General features: G+C 39.2%; 20 protein-coding genes and 1 pseudogene. 1 reads left to right on the top strand and 20 read right to left on the bottom strand.

Annotated features, from left to right (window positions below):
- Positions 1-10 precede the first annotated feature (10 nt).
- The 14 genes from V471_RS03850 to V471_RS03785 all read right to left on the bottom strand — a co-directional run bounded on the left by V471_RS03850 (position 11) and on the right by V471_RS03785 (position 14,354).
- Positions 11-349 carry a preprotein translocase subunit YajC gene (locus V471_RS03850; RefSeq protein WP_002886455.1) on the bottom strand — a complete coding sequence of 113 codons (339 nt, stop codon included), beginning with the start codon at positions 347-349 and terminating at the stop codon, positions 11-13.
- A gap of 125 nt (positions 350-474) precedes the next feature.
- The gene (locus V471_RS03845; protein ID WP_002886454.1) at positions 475-1,191 is read right to left on the bottom strand and encodes a YebC/PmpR family DNA-binding transcriptional regulator; all 717 of its coding nucleotides are present in this window, start codon (positions 1,189-1,191) and stop codon (positions 475-477) included.
- A gap of 155 nt (positions 1,192-1,346) precedes the next feature.
- On the bottom strand, positions 1,347-2,924 hold the full coding sequence (locus tag V471_RS03840; protein ID WP_084871122.1) for an ATP-binding cassette domain-containing protein: 1,578 nt from the start codon (positions 2,922-2,924) through the stop codon (positions 1,347-1,349).
- A gap of 153 nt (positions 2,925-3,077) precedes the next feature.
- Positions 3,078-3,950, bottom strand: a complete 873-nt coding sequence (locus V471_RS03835; protein WP_002886452.1) for a helix-turn-helix domain-containing protein — start codon at positions 3,948-3,950, stop codon at positions 3,078-3,080.
- A gap of 198 nt (positions 3,951-4,148) precedes the next feature.
- Positions 4,149-5,498: a glucose-6-phosphate isomerase gene (locus tag V471_RS03830; protein WP_002883580.1), complete on the bottom strand. Its 1,350-nt coding sequence runs from the start codon at positions 5,496-5,498 to the stop codon at positions 4,149-4,151.
- A 103-nt stretch (positions 5,499-5,601) separates the two neighbouring features.
- The gene (locus tag V471_RS03825; RefSeq protein WP_002886451.1) at positions 5,602-6,417 is read right to left on the bottom strand and encodes an endonuclease/exonuclease/phosphatase family protein; all 816 of its coding nucleotides are present in this window, start codon (positions 6,415-6,417) and stop codon (positions 5,602-5,604) included.
- A 97-nt stretch (positions 6,418-6,514) separates the two neighbouring features.
- Positions 6,515-8,701 (bottom strand): PTS transporter subunit IIBC, encoded by a 2,187-nt coding sequence (locus V471_RS03820; RefSeq protein ID WP_014633653.1) that lies wholly within the window; start codon positions 8,699-8,701, stop codon positions 6,515-6,517.
- A 154-nt stretch (positions 8,702-8,855) separates the two neighbouring features.
- Positions 8,856-9,794 (bottom strand): AEC family transporter, encoded by a 939-nt coding sequence (locus tag V471_RS03815; protein WP_045001970.1) that lies wholly within the window; start codon positions 9,792-9,794, stop codon positions 8,856-8,858.
- A gap of 163 nt (positions 9,795-9,957) precedes the next feature.
- Positions 9,958-10,770 carry a metal ABC transporter permease gene (locus V471_RS03810; RefSeq protein WP_084871121.1) on the bottom strand — a complete coding sequence of 271 codons (813 nt, stop codon included), beginning with the start codon at positions 10,768-10,770 and terminating at the stop codon, positions 9,958-9,960.
- A complete protein-coding gene (locus V471_RS03805; protein ID WP_002883613.1) occupies positions 10,763-11,470 on the bottom strand; it encodes a metal ABC transporter ATP-binding protein in 708 nt (235 codons plus the stop codon). The genes V471_RS03810 and V471_RS03805 overlap by 8 nt, the downstream gene beginning before the upstream one ends.
- Position 11,471: 1 nt before the next feature.
- A complete protein-coding gene (locus V471_RS03800) occupies positions 11,472-11,915 on the bottom strand; it encodes a zinc-dependent MarR family transcriptional regulator (RefSeq protein ID WP_084871120.1) in 444 nt (147 codons plus the stop codon).
- 163 nt (positions 11,916-12,078) lie between these two features.
- Positions 12,079-13,056: a tRNA dihydrouridine synthase DusB gene (gene dusB / locus V471_RS03795; RefSeq protein ID WP_002886445.1), complete on the bottom strand. Its 978-nt coding sequence runs from the start codon at positions 13,054-13,056 to the stop codon at positions 12,079-12,081.
- Positions 13,049-13,915 (bottom strand): Hsp33 family molecular chaperone HslO, encoded by an 867-nt coding sequence (hslO, locus tag V471_RS03790; RefSeq protein WP_002883609.1) that lies wholly within the window; start codon positions 13,913-13,915, stop codon positions 13,049-13,051. Before hslO ends, dusB begins: the two co-directional genes overlap by 8 nt.
- 79 nt (positions 13,916-13,994) lie before the next feature.
- Positions 13,995-14,354 (bottom strand): hypothetical protein, encoded by a 360-nt coding sequence (locus V471_RS03785; RefSeq protein WP_045001973.1) that lies wholly within the window; start codon positions 14,352-14,354, stop codon positions 13,995-13,997.
- 239 nt (positions 14,355-14,593) lie between these two features.
- Here V471_RS03785 and V471_RS03780 point away from each other — a divergent pair.
- A pseudogene (locus V471_RS03780) lies at positions 14,594-15,843 on the top strand (ISL3 family transposase).
- A 52-nt stretch (positions 15,844-15,895) separates the two neighbouring features.
- Here V471_RS03780 and V471_RS03775 read toward each other — a convergent pair.
- From V471_RS03775 to sufB, 6 genes are all read right to left on the bottom strand, one after another.
- Positions 15,896-16,834, bottom strand: a complete 939-nt coding sequence (locus tag V471_RS03775; protein WP_014633661.1) for an ABC transporter ATP-binding protein — start codon at positions 16,832-16,834, stop codon at positions 15,896-15,898.
- 1 nt (position 16,835) lies between these two features.
- Complete coding sequence (locus tag V471_RS03770; RefSeq protein WP_014633662.1) at positions 16,836-17,876, bottom strand: ABC transporter ATP-binding protein; 1,041 nt, start codon at positions 17,874-17,876, stop codon at positions 16,836-16,838.
- Positions 17,877-17,889: 13 nt separating this feature from the next.
- Positions 17,890-18,921, bottom strand: a complete 1,032-nt coding sequence (locus tag V471_RS03765) for an ABC transporter permease (protein ID WP_014633663.1) — start codon at positions 18,919-18,921, stop codon at positions 17,890-17,892.
- Positions 18,922-18,931: 10 nt separating this feature from the next.
- Positions 18,932-19,846, bottom strand: coding sequence for an ABC transporter permease (locus V471_RS03760; RefSeq protein ID WP_045001977.1), 915 nt, complete (start codon positions 19,844-19,846; stop codon positions 18,932-18,934).
- A gap of 130 nt (positions 19,847-19,976) precedes the next feature.
- Positions 19,977-21,623 carry a peptide ABC transporter substrate-binding protein gene (locus V471_RS03755; RefSeq protein ID WP_014633665.1) on the bottom strand — a complete coding sequence of 549 codons (1,647 nt, stop codon included), beginning with the start codon at positions 21,621-21,623 and terminating at the stop codon, positions 19,977-19,979.
- Positions 21,624-21,905: 282 nt separating this feature from the next.
- Positions 21,906-23,324 carry a Fe-S cluster assembly protein SufB gene (gene sufB / locus V471_RS03750; protein ID WP_045001978.1) on the bottom strand — a complete coding sequence of 473 codons (1,419 nt, stop codon included), beginning with the start codon at positions 23,322-23,324 and terminating at the stop codon, positions 21,906-21,908.
- Between the last annotated feature and the right edge of the window lie 66 nt (positions 23,325-23,390).

Raw genomic sequence — 23,390 nt, 5'->3', positions numbered from 1 at the left:
AATACACATCTTACTTTTCATCAGCAGACTCAATTGCTGAATCTTCTTCTATAATTGTCTTTTTAGTTGTTTCTGCTGTTTCTGTAGTTGGTGCTGGTGTGATCACTTTCATGATTGAACGACTCAAATCAAAGGTCAAGAAAACACCTTCTGCATCCAAAACAATACGATTATTTTCTTTGTCAATCTCATCGACAATAGCAATCAAACCACCGATTGTTTCAACCTCAGCACCCTTAGCAAGACCTGCAAAACGATCTTCCTGTGCCTTTGCTTGGCGACGACGGCTGAAAGCTACATAAGCAACAATTGCGACCACATAAATGGCCAAAACTAGCATCATATTCATATTTCGTATTCCTCCAATAATTCGCTTGGCTACTACTATATCAGATTAAGTCAGGACAAGCAAGACAAATCCTTAGACAGACCACATAAAAACACTTTCCATGGTAAGGAAAGTGTTGAATGAGATTACATATCTGCTACGTTGTGATATACCTTTTGAACATCATCGTCTGCTTCAAGCGCATCAATAAGTCCTTCGAAAACTTCAAGGTCTTCACCTTCAAGAGTAACCTCAGTTTGTGGAATCATTTCAAGTTCAGTCACTTGGAACTCTTCTTGTCCGTTAGCACGGAGAGCTTCCAAAGCTTTGTGAAGATCTGTTGGCTCAGTGTAAACAGTGACAGTACCATCTTCTGCTTCTACATCTTCAACTTCTACATCTGCTTCAAGCAATTGTTCAAAGATTGCGTCTGCATCTTCACCTGCAAATACGATAACACCTTTTTTATCAAACATGTATGAAACAGAACCTGAAGCACCCATGTTACCACCGTTTTTACCAAAGGCAGTACGTACGTTAGCAGCTGTACGGTTAACGTTTGAAGTCAAAGTATCTACGATAATCATAGAACCATTTGGTCCAAACCCTTCATAACGTCCTTCAACGAAAGTTTCATCAGTGTTACCTTTAGCCTTATCAATGGCCTTATCAATAACGTGTTTTGGCACTTGCGCTTGTTTAGCACGCTCCAAAACAAATTTCAAAGCTGAGTTTGATTCTGGATCTGGTTCACCTTGTTTAGCAGCCACATAAATTTCGACACCAAACTTAGCGTAAACCTTAGAGTTTGCACCATCTTTAGCAGTTTTCTTAGCAACGATATTAGCCCATTTACGTCCCATGGGATTCACCTCTTCTAAGAGATTTGTATCTCTGATTTGTTTTTTCTTTTTTGAAAATAGCAAAGCTTGCTAAATTCACAATCCCTTACATTATAGCACTTTGACTGCCGTTAGTAAAATTGAAATAAATCCTAAGCATTTATCATATGAAACATTTACTCAGTGGCCTCTCCCAAACGAATAATCATATCAAAATATGGTTCATTTTCCTTTATAAGATGGTGGGTAACCGTAATATAAGTGATATTGGGATTGCTTAATAATAAGTGCTCAATACGAGTAGCGTTATTATGGTCAAGATTTGCAGTAGCTTCATCAAAAATCACAACAGAACATCCTTTTAAAAATGCTCTTATCAGGCCTATTCTTTGTTTTTGGCCCTCCGAAAAGCTACCGTCACTTACTTGCTCATCTATACGACTTAAGAAAGATAAAAGATTAACTCTTTCAAGAACTTCCTTGATGTGCGTATCAGTAATAGCTTCATTCCAAAGGGTTAGATTGTTCCTCAAGGTATCATTATAGATATGAGTTTGACTCCCAACATAGGCACATTCAGACACGATTGAGTTCTCATCAATTTCTTTTGACTCCAATTTTCCAAACAAGATTTTTCCCTCGTAATCTTTAAGATTGCCTAAGAATATATTAAGCAGGGTTGACTTCCCACTACCTGAGCATCCAGTAATAGCATACTTGCCTCCTTTTTTAAAAGTTTGGGTGAATCCCTCAAAAACAGCCTTCTCTCCAAAATGATAACTTACATTCTCAAAACGAACATCCTGAATAGTCGCTATGCAAGTCTTTGGACCCTCTGGAAAATCGTGAAATTTTTTTAAGATAGGATCGACAGACTTAATGGTCACTTGCAGCTGATTAATGGTGGATAGAGAGTTAAAAATATTACCTGATATCTGTCCTACTGAGGCAATGGTTCCAACAGTAATATTTCCAAAAATAATTAACAAGCCAGTTAGAAGAAGTATCAACATCTGGGCGGCAACTGAAAATAAAGCCATCAACGTCTCAGTGCTAGTATTTCTTTTTGTAAAAATAATTTTTTGTGCAATATATTTCTCAACAATGGACCTCACTTGTCTAAGAAATATCTGTTTACGACTGGCGTAATAAACATCCGCATATCCATATAACTGATCGCTTATTCCAGAAACAAGCTCCTCATTCGCTTTGGAAAATATCTCCATTGATTTCTGCATTTTATTGGTAAATGGTTTGGGAAGATAAGTCAGACACAAAGTCAAAAAAATGGCTAGAAGAACAATCCTTACATCATAACTTAATAAGGCAATAATTGAAAACAAAGTGGTAAATACTGTTGAACAAAGAGTATAAATACTTGAAAAGCCATTTGATTCAATCAATTGGATATCATTATTTAATACTGAGAGATGCTCTCCAATATCAGTCTTTCTGAATTCACTAAAAGAATGGTGAATAATTTTACTAAGATAAGACTGACGAATAGACAAAGTCATTTTTTGGATTAATTTTGTTTGATGTACAGCAATAATATAATTCAAAACTAAATAAATAACGTAAAGCCCCACCTCTAGACCTAATAGAGCTAAAAAAGATTGGATTCGCTTCGATACCAGCTGATTCGTCATTAAAGCTAAGGTTACCGAGGCACTCACAAAAATAGCAGAATTCAGTGCTAACAGTAAGATATGAACTAAATTGTCATACTTGTATTTAAGAATATAGGTTCTCATAGATTTCCTCACAATCTAAATCACCTTGGTATATAATCAGTTGGATAAATTGAAGACATTGAAATACCATATATCCATTGAAAATTAAAAACCATAGTGATGTCGTACTATGGTCTTAGTTTATTCTATTTTTTAACTCACTCTATAAAATTGTCATATAGTGGAATTTAACAACTCTTGATACTCTGATTCCTTAGCGAGCAATAACTTTTCCGCACCTAAAGTCCTAAGAGTTTCTAAACACCCCTCAATTAGATTTCTCCCTTCAGCAACTTCACCCGACTTTATCAAGTAAGACCCCATTACAAATATCAACTCATGTCTTTCATATAAGAGGACCTCAGGAATTCCACTATCATTGACTAAATCTAAATAGTATTTCGCTAAATCTAATTCATCACGTCGTAAAAATTCAGAAGCTGCATTAATAAGAAGACTAATTCGGATTCTTTGATTTGAGTCGCTATTTCCAAAAAGTCTAGTTCTATACACAATCTCCTTGGTCAAAACATTAAGTGTCTGGGTGGAAATAAACGACATACTATTTCCTAATATGATTAACTCTCTTTTTCCCCATTGTTCAATGCTAAAAAGATAGTCTGTTAATTCCCTTACCTTATTTTCATCAACCTCTTTATTTGAAACACTTGCCAAAAAAGATTCTAGCATAATACTGTTATAGAGAAATGATTTGTCTTGTGTGAGCTCAAATTTATGACGCTCTTCTCTAGCGTACTTCTGCAACGATAAACTATCGTTTTGATAATAAGCCTTACTAGCCCTTTCTAATAACTTTTCAGTATGAGTTGGATTATCTTGAGATAAAATACCATAGAATTCTTCAATACTGACATCCAATTTATCTAACAAGAGAAAAAATCTAGATAATGAGATATCAGATTCTCCACGTTCAAATTTTGATAGGAAAGATACTGATAAATAATCACTAGCAAGTTCTTTCAATGTCAAATTCTTTGATAAACGGATTTTTTTCAACAAAGCACCCATTTCCACAGGTCCAATCATGATTCATCCTCCTATACTTGAACTAATTATAACAACAATCATTTCTAAATTAAAGAGCCACAAAACCCAACTCCAACTAGCCAGTCCAAAAAGTTTAAACTAAAAATTCGTAAATTAACCTACAAGAAATCATTAATGGAGAGTTTTAGCCTACAAATGAATAAAAAAAGACCAGCCAAAGCTGATCTTATCTGAGAATTACAAGCGAGCGTTAAGTTCTGCTCCAAGTTCTTCAAATCCTGGTTTACCAAGAAGAGCGAACATGTTTTTCTTGTATGCTTCTACACCTGGTTGGTCGAATGGGTTGATAGCATTCAAGTAACCTGAAAGGGCGATAGCAATTTCAAAGAAGTAGATGATGTAACCCAATGTAAAGGCATCTTGTTCAGGAAGAGTGATGAACATGTTTGGCACATCACCATCTGTGTGAGCAAGAAGAACACCGTCTGTTGCTTTTTTGTTAACAAAGTCAACATCTTTACCTTGGAGGTAACCAAGTCCATCAAGATCTTCTTCCAATTCAGGGATAATCACGTTCTTACGTGGTTTTTCCACACGAACAACTGTCTCAAAGAGGTTACGTGTACCTTCTTGGATAAATTGTCCAAGAGAGTGCAAGTCTGTTGAGAAGTTTGCTGATGTTGGGTAGATACCTCTTTGGTCTTTACCTTCAGATTCACCAGCCAATTGTTTCCACCATTCTGAGAAGTATTGAAGTGATGGTTCGTAGTTAGCCAAGATTTCAGTTGTGTAACCTTTACGGTAAAGGATGTTACGAAGTGCAGCGTATTGGTAAGCTTCGTTTTCAGAGATTTTAGATGAAGAATACTCTTTACGTGCAGCGTTAGCACCTTCCATAAGGGCTTTGATATCAGCACCTGAAGCTGCAATTGGCAAGAGACCTACAGCTGTCAATACTGAGAAACGTCCACCGATGTCATCTGGAACAACGAAAGTTTCCCAACCATTAGCATCTGCTTCAACTTTAACTGCACCTTTTTGGCGGTCAGTTGTTGCGTAGATACGTTTGTTTGCTTCCTCTTGACCGTATTTCTTAACAAGGAGTTCCTTGAAAACACGGAAAGCGATAGCTGGTTCAGTTGTTGTACCTGATTTAGAGATAACGTTAACTGAGAAGTCTTTATCTTCAACATACTCAAGCAAGTCTGCAAGATAAGTTGATGAAATTGAGTTACCAGCGTAAACAATTTGTGGAGCTTTGCGTTCTTCTTTTGTTTGAAGGTTAGCAAAGTGATGATTCAAGAAGTCAATGGCTGCTTTGGCACCAAGGTAAGAACCACCGATACCGATAACAACCAAAACATCGCTTTCTTCTTTGATTTTTTCAGCAGCTTTCAAGATACGATCAAATTCTTCACGATCGTAGTTTTCTGGAAGGTCACGCCATCCAAGGAAGTCTGCCCCTGGGCCAGTTCCTTTGCGAATCATTTCGTCTGCTACTGTTACTTGTGCTTGAAGGTTGTCCACTTCGTGTGGTGCTACAAATTTATCCAAAACTTTTGAATAATCAAATGTAATATGAGCCATTAGTCTCTCCTTATAAAAATTCAATTATAGCTTCTAGTTTACTCTTTTATTTGTCTTTTGACAATGTTTTTTACCCTTATTAGGTCATAATAGGATACAGTTTCTACTTAAATGTTAATTCTGCTTCAAGACCGTAGTGGTCGCTTACCAAAGGTTGATTGTTGCCATCAAAAATCACGCTAAGGCGCTCTACTGTCCAATCTTGGCTAGCAAAGACATAATCGATACGTAAAGGCTCTTCATTGCCCTTCCAACCATCGATACCTGGTCCAACTGTATAGCTACCAGTTGTTTCTTTAGCTACTTCAAAACTATCTTGAAGATTGAGTGAGCTAGCCAAAATGGCTTGATGCCCTTCGCGACCTGCTGGGTTGTTAAAGTCACCTGCTAGGATGAGCGGTTTCCCAATAGCTTTGAAACGTTCCTCAATACGTGCCCACTCTTCTTGGAAACCTTTGTCCCACCATGAAAGGTGAACACTAGCAACAGCAACTTCTCGGCCATCTACAGTAGTTTCAGCAACTGCTACACGGCGTGTATGGTAGTCAGTTGGATCATCAACATCTGAAACCAAGATTTCGCTAGCTGTCAATGGTTGACGTGACAAGACGGCAACCCCCTCATTAAGGTGATCATAACCAATGTGATTATAGGCCCAAGTCCAATGGTATTGAAGCCCTTCTTCAGCTAACTTTTCCACAAGAAGACGGACAAAGTGATCTTGGTGGATTGGTGTTGCTGATGGAAGTGCATGATAGTAAGCATCCGTGTCCACAACAGAAGTCTCTATTTCTTGGTTAACTTCCTGGAAGCAAATAATATCATACTGAGCCTTTAGGATCTGTTCCTTTAAGGTTTGGAATTTTCCTTCTGCATCTTCTTCCATCCAACTGTGAGTATTTAAAGTTAGAAATTTCATAAGTTTATCCCTCTTCTGACTTGCATCTAGAAATGACATAGGGTCATTTACAAACAAAACAGCCCAAGGGCTGTCTGCTTGTTTATCGTTTAGCAAATTAAAGTTCTACTTTTGCAACTGGAGCGTTAGCAGCCAATTTACCTGTATGTTCTACTTTAACTGATTTGATTGCATCTGCATTTGTAAAGACAACAACTGTAGATGTTTCACGACCTGCTTCACGGATAGCATCAAGGTTTGCTTCAACCAAGAGATCACCTGCAGCAACTGTTTGACCTTCAGTAACTTTAACGTCGAATGGTTTACCTTCAAGACTAACAGTGTCAAGTCCGATGTGAACCAAAACTTCAAGACCATTGTCTGTTACCAAACCAAGAGCGTGTTTAGTTGGGAAGATGCTTGTCACTTTACCAGCTACTGGTGAAACGATTTTACCGTTTTCTGGTTCTACAGCGAAGCCGTCACCCATCATTTTTTGTGAGAATACTGGGTCTTTAACATCTTCGATGTTGATAACTTGACCATCAGCAACTGAATGCACTTCATCAGTCACACCTTTGAAGTTAGCTTCTGCTTTTTGAACAGCAGTCATTTGACTTGGAAGTGTTTCAGGAATAACTTCACCTGAATCAAGAACGTCTTGGATATCAGATTTCAATACGTCTGCTTTAGGACCATAGATAGCTTGAACCCCTTGTCCTTTCATGACAAGACCCATAGCTCCTTCAGCTTTCCATTGTTCTTCAGTTCCGACTTTTTCAGCGTCTTTAACAGTAACACGGAGACGAGTCATACATGCGTCAACATCGACGATGTTAGCACGTCCACCAAGAAGGTTGATGATGTTGATAACTTGTGAGCTTGCTGAGCTTGTTCCAGCACTTGCTGATCCAGCAGATTCTGATGAAGAATCTTCACCTTGCTCATAGTTACCGTTACGTCCTGGTGTAGCGTAGTCAAATTTCTTAATCATGAAGTTTGCGATGAAGAACATGATAACACCAAAGAGTACAGTTACCCAAATGAAGTTAACGATATCCATCGCCAAACCAGCGTTAATAGCAAGTGGTGTACGTGTCAAGAACTCGATAGAACCGAATGAGTGAACACGAAGGTGAACGATATCAGCCATGGCAAAGGCACATCCTTGCACCAAAGCATAAATGATGTAAAGTGGAGTAGCCACGAACATGAACATGTACTCGATTGGCTCTGTTACCCCTGTCAAGAATGTTGCAAGTGCAGTTGCAGTCAACATCCCTTTGTATTGATGTTTCTTATCATCATCAACGTTACGGTAGATAGCTACCACCATACCCATCAAGATACCAAATGAACCAATCATTTGACCAACTTTAAAGCGGGCTGGTGTAACAGATTCAAGAAGGTGTTTGTATTGTTCTGGGTGTGCACCTTTAAGGTTTGCAAGGTCAGTAACCCAGGCAAGCCAGAGTGGGTCTTGACCCAATACTTCAGTACCTTTAGCGGCACCAGTCAATACGTGGTAAGTACCACCCAATTGAGTGTAGTTAATTGGGATAGTCAACATGTGGTGGAGACCAAATGGCAAGAGAAGACGTTCCAAAGTACCGAACAAGAACGGTGCCAAGATTGGAGCAGTTTCTTTTGAGTTGGCAATCCACATACCGAAGCCGTTGATTCCTGATTGGATAACTGGCCATACGATAGCAAGGACGATAGCTGCGATAGCTGAACGAAGAATAACTACGAATGGTACGAAGCGTTTACCATTGAAGAATGACAAAGCTTCTGGCAATTTACGGAAGTTATAGTATTTGTTGAAGGCAGTAGCTCCGATGAAACCAGAGATGATACCTACGAACACACCCATGTTGAGGGCTGGAGCTTCCATAACACTGATGAAGTAATCAGATACCTTGATTGATTGACCAAAAATGGTGTGGACTGTAGCAGCCTTATCAGCAAGAATATCTGAAGTAACACCAAAGATTGAACCAGTCAAACGGTTAATCAAGATAAAGGCAAGACCTGCCGCAAAGGCACCGCCTGCACGTTCCTTAGCCCAGCTACCACCAATGGCAAGGGCGAACAAGATGTGAAGGTTACCAATAACCCCCCAACCAATCTGCTCAAGAAATCCACCAGTAATAACGAGTGGTGCCACGTTTGGATTAATCATGGCAACTGTTTTACCGAGTGAGATCATGAGACCTGCTGCTGGCATAACTGCGATAACAACCATGAGGGCTTTACCGAATTTTTGCCAGAACTCAAAGCCAAATTTTTCTTTTAGCTTATTCATTTCATTTCCTCCTACGTTTCGATGCAAACGCTTGCATAACTTATGTAATTATTATAGCATCTTTTTACGATTTGTAAAGCGTTTTCGTAAACTTTTTTTGAATTTTTTTACAAATTTAAAAACCCCCAGAAAAACAGGGGTTACTTGATTATTTTTAAGCCATAAGAACCATCAAAATTGGGATAACAATCATGGTTGCAAGGGTAGTCTCAGTAACCATAACAGCTGCGTAATCACTATCAGCTCCATAGAGTTTAGCAACTACTGGAGCATTGGTCATGACAGGCATGGCAGACTGGATGATAAAAACTTGTTTCATCAAAGTTGGGAGAGGTGCCCAGTAAACAATGGCAGCCATCAAGAGAGGGGCAACTACAAAGCGTCCCAACAAAATCAATACCTGGTCCTTTTTAAGAACCAACTGCTTCACACCTGCATTTGACACTGACAAACCGATGAAAATCATAGATAAAGGAGTCGTCAAACTACCCAAATACTTCAAGTCACTGGCTAAAAAAGTTGGTAATTTAATATGAAGGATAACAATAATAAGACCTAACATGAAACCCATTAGAGGGGGTGAGAAGATCTTTTTCAGACTTGTTTTTAAATCAAATTCTGCCTCTCCTTCCCCATCTCGCTGAATAAGGTAAGTTCCCAAGGTCCAGAAAAAGGTCGTATTGCACATATAATAGATAAGAACATAGGGAATACTAGCATCGCCAAAGAGGGCTTGATTGATAGGGAGCCCCACAAAAATGGTGTTTGAATTAAAAAACATGGAGATAAAGAGACCACGACGCTCCTTTTTCACTGCAAAAATACTAGCCACCGCTGTCGCAATCCCAAGTAAAATCACCATGGACAGTGCAGGAAAACGCAATTCTGGCAACATTTTAAGTAGGTCTGTCGCTGTGAAACGCTGTGTGATCGTATAGAGCATGTAACAAGGCAGGGCAATTTGAGTGACTAGCTTCGCTATAAGACCACGTGACTTGTCGTCAAACCAGCCTTTTTCGCCCATAACGAATCCCACTAAAATCATACCTAAGATGACTAGGATGCCCGATATACTCGTTAAAAAGATTTCCATGTTTTCTCCTTTTTTGTTACTGTTACAAATAATAGTAGACACAAGAAAAAACTAATCATTTTTTCTGCCTAGAAATCTACCATTCTTATTTTAACTTCTCTCAAAAACCACTTTAGTATATCACAAAAAGAGCTTGATTTCTCAAGCTCTTTTCTTCTATTATTTACTCTGCTTTTAAGAGAGGTTCAAAGATGGATACCAGACCAAAGAAGGCGATGAAGATAAGGGTAATAGTTGCACTAGCTGGTGTTTCCCAATAATAGGAAATAAAGATACCAGAGAGCATGCCAACCAAACCAATACCAATAGCCCAGAAAATGACAGATTTAAAGGTTTGACCTATTTTCATACTAATAGCTGCAGGAAGAATCATGATGGTAGAAACCAAAAGTGATCCTGCTGCTGGAATCATCAGGGCAATCGCTATCCCTGTCACAATATTGAAGAGGAGAGACATAAGACGAACTGGCAAGCCATCTACATGAGCAGTGTCCTCATCAAAGGTCAAAAGATACATAGGACGAATAAAGAGTAGAGTCAAGACCAGTACAATAGCCGCAATGATAAAGAGGGCACGCACCTGCTCTGAGCTAATCGTGATAATAGAACCGAAAAGATAGCTATCCAGACTCATACTACTGCTACCCGCCTTGTTACTAAGAATAAGAGCCACTGCCAATCCCATTGACATGAGGATAGCCGTTGAAATCTCCATATAATGCTTGTAACTAACCCTGAGATATTCTAAAACCAAAGCAGCAATAACCACAACCACAAGGGTCATCCAAGTGGTTGATAGTCCCAAGAAAATCCCAACAGCCACCCCAGCTAGGGACACGTGACTCAAGGTATCGCTCATCAGACTCTGACGACGAAGAATTAAGAAAAGCCCCAAAATTGGCGAAAAGATACTGATAGCAATCACGGCGAGAATAGCACGTTGCATAAAATCATAGGCTAATAATTCACTAATCATGTTTGTGCTCCTCTCCATCCTTTTCATGGACATTGAAACAACGCCAAGGCAATTTCTGGTTACGAACTAGATGAATATTACGGTCTGTGTACTCCTTGACTTCCTCTGGATCGTGGGTAATCATCAAGACAGACTTGCCATGCTTGTGAGCCGAGTGGTGCATGAGTTCATAGAAAGTATTGGCTGTTCCTGCATCCATACCCGTCGTTGGCTCATCCAAGACAAAGATATCTGGATCCGAGGCAAAAATACGAGCAATAACGGCACGTTGCTTTTGCCCACCTGAGAGACGACCAATTTGCTTGTGACGATTTTCCCACATACCTACAGACTCAAGGGCACGTTGAACATGCTCCAAGTCGTGCTTAGTCAAACGACGGAACCAGCCCTGGCGAGGATAACGGCCAGACTTAACAAACTCGTAGACCGTGCTTGGAAAACCTGCATTAAAGCTGGCAATCTGCTGTGGAAGATAGGCCATGCGAAGCTTTTTACCATCTTTATTGGTTTCAGAGATGGTTACAGTTCCCTTCTTAGGCTTGAGAATTCCTAGAGTAGCCTTAATAAGCGTTGACTTGGCAGCTCCATTTTCCCCAGTTAGGGTCACAAACTCCCCAGAATCCAAATGATAGTGAATATTGTCCAGAACAGGCTCCGCATCATACTGGAAGCTCAGTCCTTCAACTGTAATATAGCGCATCTTATTCCTCGATTTTTTCTGCTAATGTTGTCAAGAAACGTCCAATCACCTGACGCTCTTGATTATCGAACTGATCCAATACAGACCGATAAACCCCCAAGGTCTCTTGGTGGTGTTCCTCATGCTCTTGGGCTATGGGTTTAGCTTCTTGTGTCAAGACAAAGTAGGTCACGCGCCCATCATCCTTGTCTTTCTTAGCCTCCAACATGCCCTCTTTGACCAAGGTTTTAACTGCCTTGGTAACAGCAGCTTGGCTGACATTGAGGGTCTTAGCCAACTCAGAATTGGTCTTTCGTCCCTCAGACAAAAGCATGAGAATATGCTCCTGAGTATTGGTCAACTTAACCTGACTACGGCACTGACCAATGAGGAGCTCATGCTGATTTTCAGCCTTAAGCAAGATTTGGTTAATCAATTGATTTATTTGTTCTTCTAGTTCTAGCATTGCTTTCTCCATTTACTTAACCAGTTAATTATATCGAAAACACAGAGGTTTTGCAAGGGTGGAGCAAGAAAAAGATTGGTGATGGGCTATCATCACTATCAAGGAAGAATAAAGGTAAAATAAAAACCTAACCAAGCTGGTTAAGTTTTCATCAGATATAGATTTATCGTAAAGTCGCAAAGATTTCTTCGACCTGAGCCACAGACTCGGCACGTGAGACTTCGCCACGAACCTTGGCTGCTCCCGCTGTTCCACGAAGATAGTGTGGTGCGAGACCACGGAATTCACGAACAGCAATCTTTTCACCTTTAAGATTCACCAAACGTTTGAGGTGGTCTTCAGCGATATCCAATTTCTTATCAAATGGAAGCTCTGGCAACTCCTCTCCTGTTTCGAAGAAGTGGTTGATTTGCGTGAAAATGTAAGGATTGTTCATAGCTGCACGACCCACCATAACAGCATCTACACCAAGTTCTTCAATCATAAGTTTCGCATCTTGAACACTGCGAACATCACCATTTCCGATAAATGGAATCTTGGTGATAGCCTTAGCAACACGAGCCAAAGTCTCATGATCACAGTGACCTGTGTACATCTGCTCACGAGTACGGCCGTGCATAGCAAGAGCAGAAACACCTGCAGACTCAGCTGCAAGAGCATTTTCTACAGCCAAGTCACTGTCTGACCAACCTGTACGCATCTTAACAGTCAAAGGAATATCAAGTACTGATGTTACTTCCTTGACGATGTGGTAAATCTTGTCTGGATCCTTAAGCCACTTGGCACCCGCTTCATTTTTGACGACCTTATTGACCGGACAACCCATGTTGATATCAACGATATCAGCCTTGGTATTGGTCTGGATAAAGTCGGCTGCACGCTTCAAGCCCTCAGCATCACCACCGAAAAGCTGGATAGACATTGGATGCTCATTCTCATCAATATGAAGCATATGAAGGGTTTTCTCATTATTGTAGAGGAGACCTTTTTCAGAAATCATCTCCATAACTACGAGACCAGCACCGAATTCCTTAGCAATGGTACGGAAAGCCGAGTTGGTAACACCTGCCATCGGAGCTAATACTGTACGATGAGGAATCTCCACGTTTCCAATCATGAAGGACGAATTAAGTTTAGTCATTGATGAGTTCCTCCAAGTCAGCTTCTGAAAATTCATACTTAGTTTGGCAGAATTGGCAGACGATTTCAGCCCCATGATCCTCGTCTTTCATGGCTTGAAGTTCATCCTTACCAAGTGTCAAGAGGGCATTTTCAAAACGTTCGCGCGAGCAATCACACTCAAAGCTAAGCTCCTCTTCAGACAAACGTTTGAAAGGTTCATCCCCATAAATGGCATTCAAGAGGGCTTCAATATGGTCATCAGATTCCAAAAGCGTTGAAATGGCAGGCATCTCCTGGATGCGTTTTTCGTAACGAGCGATTTCTTCTTCACTAGCTCCTGGTAAAACCTGAAGCATGAAACCACCAGCAACCTTGACCTTGTCCTCTTCGTCAAGAAGTACATTAAGACCAACAGCAGATGGCGTTTGCTCAGATTCCGTCAAATAGTAGGCAAAGTCTTCACCAATTTCACCAGAAATAAGCGGTGTTGATGACGTGTAAGGATTACCAGTTCCATAATCGATGATAGAAACAAACTGCCCTTGTCCCATGAATGGCCCCACCAAGACTTCACCAGTTGCTGTTTTCTTGATGTCCACACCTGGATTTTGGATGTAGCCCTTAACATGTCCTTTGGTATCAGCTACTGAGATGATATGCCCAAAAGAGCTGTTTCCGATAACCTTAACCGTGATTTTGCTTTCACCCTTTTGGTTAGCAGCCAAGATTTGGTTAGCAATAAGGGTACGCCCCAAAGCAACTGTTGATGATGATAGAGTATTGTGTTTTTCTTGTGCGGTTCTAACAGTTTCTGTGCTATCAAGAACATAAGCACGGAAAGAACCTGATTCTGAAATTGTTTTAATTAATTTATCCATAGTGATTCTATTATAACACAAAAAAGAGGGTGGAAAAATCGTAAACGCTCGGCGTTTCGCTTCCACACTCTCTACCAAATTACCATGAAAATTCGGACAGTTTTTTCCTCAAACTTGCTATTTTTCTATCATCAAAATGGTGTTTTTGCCTTATTACAGGTGGCAAATTCTCCAAATACTCAATATAGACGCTGACAAGGAGATTATAGTCATTAGTTGTCAAACGCTTGAGTTGACTATGAATGAAGATAGTTGCCTGATCATACTGTTCATGGATCAACAAGTCGTCAATATAGTCATTACCATCAATAGTGTGACCTTGCTCGTCCTCCACCTGACCTAAATCAATATCCAGAGTCTCAAATTTAAAAGCCTTACTGACCACATTAGCTGTCCCACGAATTTGATTGAGTAGCCAGTCACTGTTATACACTCCCATATTAGTCCCCTCCATTACTTGCTATTCAAATCTATTATATCTTTTTAAATATATGTTGTAAACGCTTTCTTACTCTAGCAAATAAAAAGGAGGTAACTAAAAATCACCGCCTTTTTACGGCTCTATAATTTCTGTAGTGGGTAAAATCACTGTAGAGATTATAGAGCTTTTTGAATGCAGACAAAAAGTCCCATAAGAACTATAATGAAAAGCAACCAAACCATCATTAGGAAGAACTTATGAGACTTATTAAGAATACCACAGAATTAATCGGAATTAAAGACCAAAACATCAAGATTTCACTTGTTTTTGAAACTGACACTCATATAGAGATTCAAGCAAAACTCGATTATCCTGCACCATCATGTCCTCATTGCCATGGAAAAATGATCAAGTACGACTTTCAAAAGCCTTCTAAAATCCCTCTTCTCGAACAAGCGGGAACTCCAACACTACTACGTCTGAAGAAACGCCGCTTCCAGTGTAAAAATTGTAGGAGAGTCACGGTAGCTGAGACATCAATCGTTGAGAAAAACTGTCAAATCTCCAACCTTGTCCGACAAAAGGTTACACAACTACTAACTGAGAAGATGTCACTAACTGATATTGCCAGAAAGCTTCGTGTGTCGACGTCCACTGTCTATCGTAAGCTCGACCAGTTTACTTTCAAGGAACATTATGACAAGCTCCCTACTGTTATGTCCTGGGATGAGTTTGGGTTCAAGAAAGGGGAATTCGCTTTTGTAGCCCAGAATTATGAGACAAACGAACTCATAACCATCCTTGATAATCGTCGCCAAACCACTATACGAAACTACTTTTTGAAGTATCCATTGAAAGTCCGACAACAGGTACAGTTTATCACGATGGATATGTCTGGGACCTATATGCCACTAGCCAAAAAACTTTTTCCAAACGCCAAAATCGTTCTTGATCGTTTCCACATTATCCAGCACCTTGGTCGAGCATTTTTAAAGACAAGAATTGCTATTATGAACCAGTTTGATAAGAAGTCACTACCCTATCGAGCCTTGAAAAATCACTGGCGACTCTTTCAAAAGGACAGCCGTAAGCTATCGCTCAACTCTTTCTATTCAAAGACCTTCCGACAAACTTTAGTACCACATGAAATCATTGAGAAGACATTGGTCTTTTCAGAAGAGCTCGCTAATGCCTACAAACTTTATCAGCTTTTGCTTTTTCACTTTCAGGAGAAGAGGGTAGATGAGTTTTTTGAGTTAATAGAGGAGAACATGAGCAAGGTCAATCACTACTTTCAAACGGTCTTTAGGACTTTTCTTAGACACAAGCAATACATCAAGAATGCACTAGAAACTGACTATTCAAACGCGAAACTCGAAGCGACTAACAAGTTGATTAAAGACATCAAACGGTTGGGCTTCGGTTTTAGAAACTTCATCAACTTTAAGAAACGTGTCTTCATCACTCTAAACATAAAAAAAGAGAAGACCTATCAGGTCCTCTCTAGATGTTAGCTTTTCCGTCACCCACTACAGTTGACAAAGAGCCCTTTTTACAGTCTAATTTACATTGGCTTCTTCTTTATAATTTTTAGCCTCTGCTTCTGTAGCATAAACAAAATGTCCTGTTCGGATTTCATACATTTGTCTCTTTTCCCCATCATTTTCAATAGAGGAATCATAAATCAAATGTTGACGTTTCCGCTCTCTTTCTGGGTCTGGTTCTGGAATGGCAGACAATAAACTCTTTGTATAAGGATGAATCGGATTATGGTAAATCTCATCTGCTGGTCCTACCTCAAGGAGTTTACCCCAATGCATTACACCAATACGATCGGATATATATTTAACCATTGACAAGTCATGTGCAATAAACAAATAAGTTAACCCCTGTTCGTGTTGTAACTTTTGCATCAAATTAACTACTTGTGCTTGAATAGAAACATCTAAAGCAGAGATAGGTTCGTCTGCTACAATAAAATGAGGATTGACCGCTAAAGCACGCGCAATACCAATTCTTTGACGCTGACCACCAGAAAATTCATGAGGATATCTTGATAAGTGATCTTCATTTAATCCCACCAAATTAATAAGTTCTTTAACCTTGGCTTCACGTTCTTCCTTGGATTTAGCCAATTTATGAATATCAATCCCCTCAGCAATAATATCACGAATCTTCATTCGTCCATTAAGACTAGCTTGAGGATCTTGAAAAATCATCTGAGCTGTCTTACGGAAATCATGAAGGTCTTTCCCTTTTAAACTTGATATATCATTACCAGCAAAGGTAACAGTACCCGAATCAATATCATAAAGCTTTAGAATAGAACGCCCAATGGTCGTTTTACCTGAACCAGATTCTCCAACTAGGCCGAAAATTTCGCCCTCATAGATATCAAAGCTAACGTCATCAATGGCCTTAACTTCGTTTGATTTTCCTTTATTAAAAGTTAGAGACACATTTTTTAATTCTACTAACTTCTTACGTTCTTGTGTCATCTTATTTCTCCTTCATCTTTGACCATTTTTCCCATCGTTTCAATATTGGTGAAGGAGGGGTTACTTTAGGAGCTCGTTCATCTAAGAGCCATGTTGCTGCAAAATGCGTATCTGATACTTTAAACATTGGCGGTTCTTCCTGATAATCAATATCTAAAGCAAAGGCATTTCGAGCAGCAAAGGCATCTCCTTTAGGAGGATAAAGTAAGTCTGGGGGAGTTCCTGGAATAGCTTCTAGACTACCAGATTCTGTTTCTGTTGTAGGCATTGAGTTAAGAAGCCCCCACGTGTATGGGTGTTTCGGATTGTAGAAAACCTCATCCACAGTACCATATTCCACAATTTTACCGGCATACATTACCGCTACACGATCAGCCATACCAGCGACAACGCCCAAGTCATGAGTAATAAAAATAATAGATGAATTACGCTCTTCTTGAATTTTTTTCATAAGATGAAGAATTTGTGCTTGAATCGTTACATCTAAGGCTGTCGTAGGCTCATCAGCAATCAAAATTTCAGGATCTGCCGCTAGAGCAATGGCAATTACTGCTCTTTGACGCATTCCTCCTGACCATTGATGAGGATAATCATTTATATGTTCTTCAGCATTAGGTATACCAACATCTTTCATTAATTGTAAAGCCATTTCTAAGGCTTCCTTCTGAGATACCTTGGCATGAAGCATGATAGGCTCAGCAATTTGGTGTCCAATTTTCATAGTAGGGTCAAGGCTGGTCATAGGATCCTGAAAAATCATAGCAATATCATTTCCACGAACTTCAACCCAATCTTGCTCCTTCAAGGTTTGCATATTGCGTCCCTTAAAGGTAATTTCTCCAATTACCTCAGCATTTTTATCTGATAGCCCCATTAGTGTCCTTGTCGTTACAGATTTTCCTGAACCAGACTCACCAACAATCGCTAATGTTTCACCTTTTTTTAAGTCAAAATTAACATCACGAATCGCTTTTACTTCTCCAGCGTAAGTATGAAAATTAACATGGAGATTTTTTACACTTAAAATCGTTTCTTTCGTCATTATTACGCTCCTATTAGTTTTCTTTGTTAGATTTAGGGTCAAATGCATCACGCAAGCCGTCCCCTAAAAGAATGAAGGCAAGAGAGATAAAAACAAGAGCCAAAGCAGGAATAACCACCTGATAAGGGTAGTATTGGAGATTTTCAGACGCATCTGTAATCAACGAACCTAAAGAAGCTGTTGGTGGCTTAACCCCCAAATTGATAGCTGACAGAACTGCTTCATACATAATAGCACTTGGAACTGTCATCATAATTTGAACAATAATGATACCTGAGATATTTGGTAAAACATGTTTAAAAGCTATCTTAAATTTGTTTTCACCCAAAGCGCGTGAGGCTAAAACAAATTCACGTTCTCGATAAGATAAAGTTAAATTGCGTACTTGACGTGCCATAGATGTCCATCCGACAATGGCAATGGATATAATGATTGACATTACACCATTACCCAAGAGAAGTCCTAACATAGTTACTATGACCAAATTAGGGATAGATGAGATGACCTCAATAACACGTTGCATGAAGAGGTCAATTTTCCCACCCAAGAACCCTGACACCAGACCATAGGTCACTCCAATAATCAAATCAATCAAGGTCGCAACAATGGCAATCAAGAGAGAGATACGTATACCAATAATCACACGTTTCGCTAAGCTACGTCCTAGATTATCAGTTCCTAAAATAAATTTATCACCTTTTGGAACAGATTGGTCAGAATACACATCATTAGGTTCCGTATTGCCTGAAAACACGATACTACCATTCCAGAATGGTAAACTATCTGATATTTTTGGGGGTAAATTACGATATGTCTTAACTTCATCACCATTAAAACTATTAGCATCCTTGGCTTTAACAAAGAAATTTGATCCAATTGAAAAGACCAACAGAATCGCTAAAAACCAAAGTGATATGGTCGCCAATTTATTTTTTTTCAGACGTCTCCAAGCATCTTGCGTAAAAGAGAGAGTCGGTTTTTCAATTTTTTCTTGTGATTCAGTATTTCCAGCACCAACAAGTTTGAATAGTTGTTTTTCTTCCATGATACTCTCCTTACTTCAGACGGACACGTGGATCCACAAAACTAGTAATGATATCTGTCAATAGGATAGCTACCATAAGCATAACAGCATAAACAATAGTGGTTCCCATAATGACAGGATAATCTTTTGTTGGAATAGAGGTAACAAACTGTTGGCCAATCCCAGGAATTGAGAAAATCTGCTCTATGAGTGCTGAACCTGTTAGGATATTAGCAGCCATTGGACCGATTAAGGTAAGAACAGGAATCATTGAATTTCGATAAGCATGTCGATTACTAATTTGACGAGCTGTTAATCCCTTGGCCCTAGCTAGTTGAATAAAATCAGTATTCATGGTTTCAATCATTTCACTACGGAAAAAACGGGTAACTTGAGCAAATACTGGAATAGCCAGAGCTAAAGTAGGTAAAATAGTTTGGCTAAATGAACCCCATCCAGATAAAGGAAGAACTCCCCACTTAAATCCGAGATAATCCAAAAGTAAAAGACCAATAATGAATGAAGGTACTGAAATACCGAGTGTTGATAGCACGCTCAAGATATTATCAATCCAATTATTTTTATTACGCGCTGACACTGCTCCTACAAAAAGACCAGCTAACACCCCAACAACAAGGGCTTGAATACCCAGTTGCGCTGAAACTGCCAAACGCTGACTAATCATCATGCTAACAGGCTGATTAGCAGACTGATAGCTTGTTCCTAAATCACCGTGCAGTACATTCCAAAGATATTGCAAATACTGTTGCCATACAGGCTTATCTAACCCATATTGCTTATTCATAACCGCAATCATATCATTCGTTAATTTGGGATTATTGAATGGTGACCCCGGCATAACCTGCATTAGGAAGAAAGATAGAGTGACAACCACCCATAAGGTAACTAGCAAAATAGCTATCCTTTTCAATAAATATTTCGTCATAAAATTTCCTTTATCTAACAACGAAAGAAGCTGGGACTAAAGCCGCCAGCTTCTTAGTTCATTTTGTGATAAACGTACATACAGTAGCTGATGAATGTTCTACTTTACTCTGTCATTATAATGATAGCAACTATTTATCTTTATAAGCATAGGTGAAGTCAACATCAAGACCAGTTGAGTTACGTACAAGTCCTTTGATTGAAGGATTTTGCAAACCTTTTGTAAATCGGAAGTAAATCGGATTATACATTGCTTCATCATAAAGTGCTTTTTCAGCAGTTTTATAATCATTTGCAGCAGCTGTTGGATCTAATGCATCAGTTGAAAGTGCTTTTTCATAGGCTGCATCGTATGTAGAGCTATTTGCCTTACCATAGTTATAAGCTGAATTTGAAGTGAACAAGCCATAGAATGTTGATCCTTCTGGATAGTCACCACCCCAAAGAACAAGAGCAACATCAAAGTTTTGATTCTTGGTATCTTCAAGACGTTGTTTGAATGTCACAAATTTTTCTTCAACAGTCAAACCAGGAAGAGCTTTCTCCCAAGTTTCCTTAATGTAATCAACTGCAGCTTTTGAAACAGGTGAATCTGAATCTGCTGTAATTGTCAATTTCAAGTCGCTCAAACCAGCTTCAGCAAGACCTTCTTTAAAGAGCTTAGCTGCTTCTTCCTTGTTATAGCTATAGCCAGGTGCTACATATTTAGATAAATCAGTACCATCAGGTAATTTTTCCAATCCAGTAGGTACAAGACTAGTTGCTGGAACTGAACCTGTATCAACCGCAGCTTCGACAATACCTTTACGATCAGTAGCAAGGTTGAGGGCTTGACGGATTTTAAGATTATCTAGACCTTTAACTTTGCCAGTTTCATTATAGGTCATATAACTTGTTGTTGCTTCTGGAACTGTAACAACATCTTTATTCTTTTTATTAGAATTAAAAATTGCTGACGTACTTGAAATGCTTGCAAAGTCAAGTTGACCTTGTTTATACATTTGAACGGCTGTATCAGGTTTCTTAACTGTTTGAATATTGATTGTCTTTGTTTTGACGTGCTTAGCATCCCAATAATTGTCATTTTTGACAAGTTTAAAGCTACCACTTGTACCATTCCAATTTTCAACTTTAAAAGGTCCAGAATAAATTTGTTTATCAGACTTCGTTCCATATTGTTTTCCAGTCTTTTCTACAAATTCCTTATGTTGCGGAACAAAATTTGAGAATGACAAAAGACTCTTAAATTGTGGAGAAGGATTTGACAAGGTAAAGATAACTTTATTACCCTCAGCCTTAACACCCAACTCTTCAACACTCTTCTTACCAGCAATAATATCTGCAGCATTAACAAGGTGAGAATCTGAAGCGAGGTAAGCATATTCAGAAGCTGTAGCAGGATCAACCATACGTTGCCAAGTATAGACAAAGTCCTCAGCAGTAAGTTTAGTACCATCTGAATACTTCAAGTCATCTCTAAGAGTAGCTGTATAAGTCAAACCATCGGCCGACACATCAACCTTTTCAGCCAAATCAGGTTGCAACTTACCATTTTTATCAACACGGAGCAAGTTGCTTTCTGAATTCCCAATCGCCAAGGCCGAATAGTGGTCTGTATTTTTAGAAACATCAAGTGTCAATATTTCAGTAGGTGTGTACCAGTTAATTTCATCTTTACTTGAGGTTGATTTTGAACCACAAGCAGCAAGAAGTGTTGCAGAAGCCAAAGCAATTACTCCAGTAGCTACAATACTTTTAAAGTTACGTTTCTTAATCATGTTTATAAGAAACCTCCTCCAATAAAAAATTTACTTTCGTGTATAATTATACCTTAAAACATTCTAAAGTAAAGACCTAATTCTGAATAATTCGACAACTCAGTTATGTTTGCCTCTAAAAAGACTATAAATATCCAAAAATTGTGCATCTATAGCTCTTCTTTCACAATGCTATAGAATTTTTACAATCAATCCAAACAAAAAGGCTAAGATGCATATCTTAACCTTATAGTATTTTGGACTAATTCTCAGTTTACTTTGTATTTATACACAAGCTTATTTTTACCCAACTGATCCTTCCATTTCATAACTAATCAAGCGGTTAAGCTCAACAGCATACTCCATTGGAAGTTCTTTGGTAAATGGTTCCACAAATCCCATGACAATCATTTCAGTTGCTTCTTGTTCTGAAAGTCCACGGCTCATGAGGTAGTAGAGTTGCTCTTCAGAAATCTTAGAAACTTTAGCTTCGTGTTCAAGAGCAACTTGTGAGTTGTGAATTTCATTAAATGGAATCGTATCTGACTTAGATAAATCATCCATCAAGATCGTATCACATTCAATGTGGGAACCAGATTTCTTAGAGTCCTTATTGAAAGTTACTTGGCCACGATAGTCAACCTTACCACCATTACGGGCGATTGATTTAGAGACAATAGATGATGATGTATGTGGCGCATTATGAATCATCTTAGCTCCTGTATCCTGGTGCTGACCAGCATTGGCAAAAGCTATAGAAAGCATAGTCCCACGTGCACCTTCACCATCTAGGTAAACCGAAGGGTACTTCATTGTTTTCTTAGCACCAAGGTTACCGTCAATCCACTCAACCGTAGCATTTTTCTTAGCAGTGGCACGTTTGGTTACCAAATTATAGACGCTATCTGACCAGTTTTGAATGGTTGAATAACGCATATAAGCTCCTTCAAGTGCAAAGATTTCAACGATGGCTGCATGAAGACTGGCTGAAGTATAGGTTGGTGCCGTACAGCCTTCCACATAGTGAACGCTGGCACCTTCATCAACGATGATAAGGGTACGTTCAAACTGGGCAGTTGCTTCATTGTTAATACGGAAGTAGGTTTGAAGCGGAATATCCACCTTGACGCCTTTAGGTACATAAATAAAGGTACCACCTGACCAGAAGGCAGAGTTAAGGGCCGCAAATTTATTGTCTGTTGGTGGAACCAGTTTTGAGAAGTACTTCTTGAAGAGTTCTGGGTACTCTTTAAGAGCTGAGTCCGTATCTGTAAAGATAATACCCAACTTGTCATACTCTTCTTTCATGTTGTGGTAAACCACTTCTGATTCATACTGAGCTGAAGCCCCTGCCAGGTAAGCACGTTCAGCTTCGGGGATACCAATACGTTCAAAGGTTTCCTTGATTTTTTCAGGTACATCTTCCCAGTCACGAGCAGGTCGGTCTGACGCTTTTTGGAAATATGTCAAGTCATCGAAGTCGATTTCCGAAAGATCTGGTCCCCACTCTTGCATAGGCATTTTCTTAAAGGTTTCTAGTGATTTCAAGCGGAATTCAAGCATCCACTCAGGCTCCCCTTTTTCAGCAGACATGGCACGGACCACATCTTCACTGATTCCTTTTCCTGTTGAAAAGACTGGTGTCACATCATCATGGAAACCATATTTATATTCCCCCAAATCAATGGGTTTTGGTTCTACTTTTTCATTTGTTTCAGTCATAGTATTTTCCTTTATTAAAGGTTTGATTCGTTTTCCTTTTTGCTTGGGCAAGGAGACTAACTGCTC

Source organism: Streptococcus salivarius (assembly GCF_002094975.1).
GTDB lineage: Bacteria > Bacillota > Bacilli > Lactobacillales > Streptococcaceae > Streptococcus > Streptococcus salivarius_D.
This window is presented reverse-complemented; position numbering and strand designations above follow the sequence as displayed.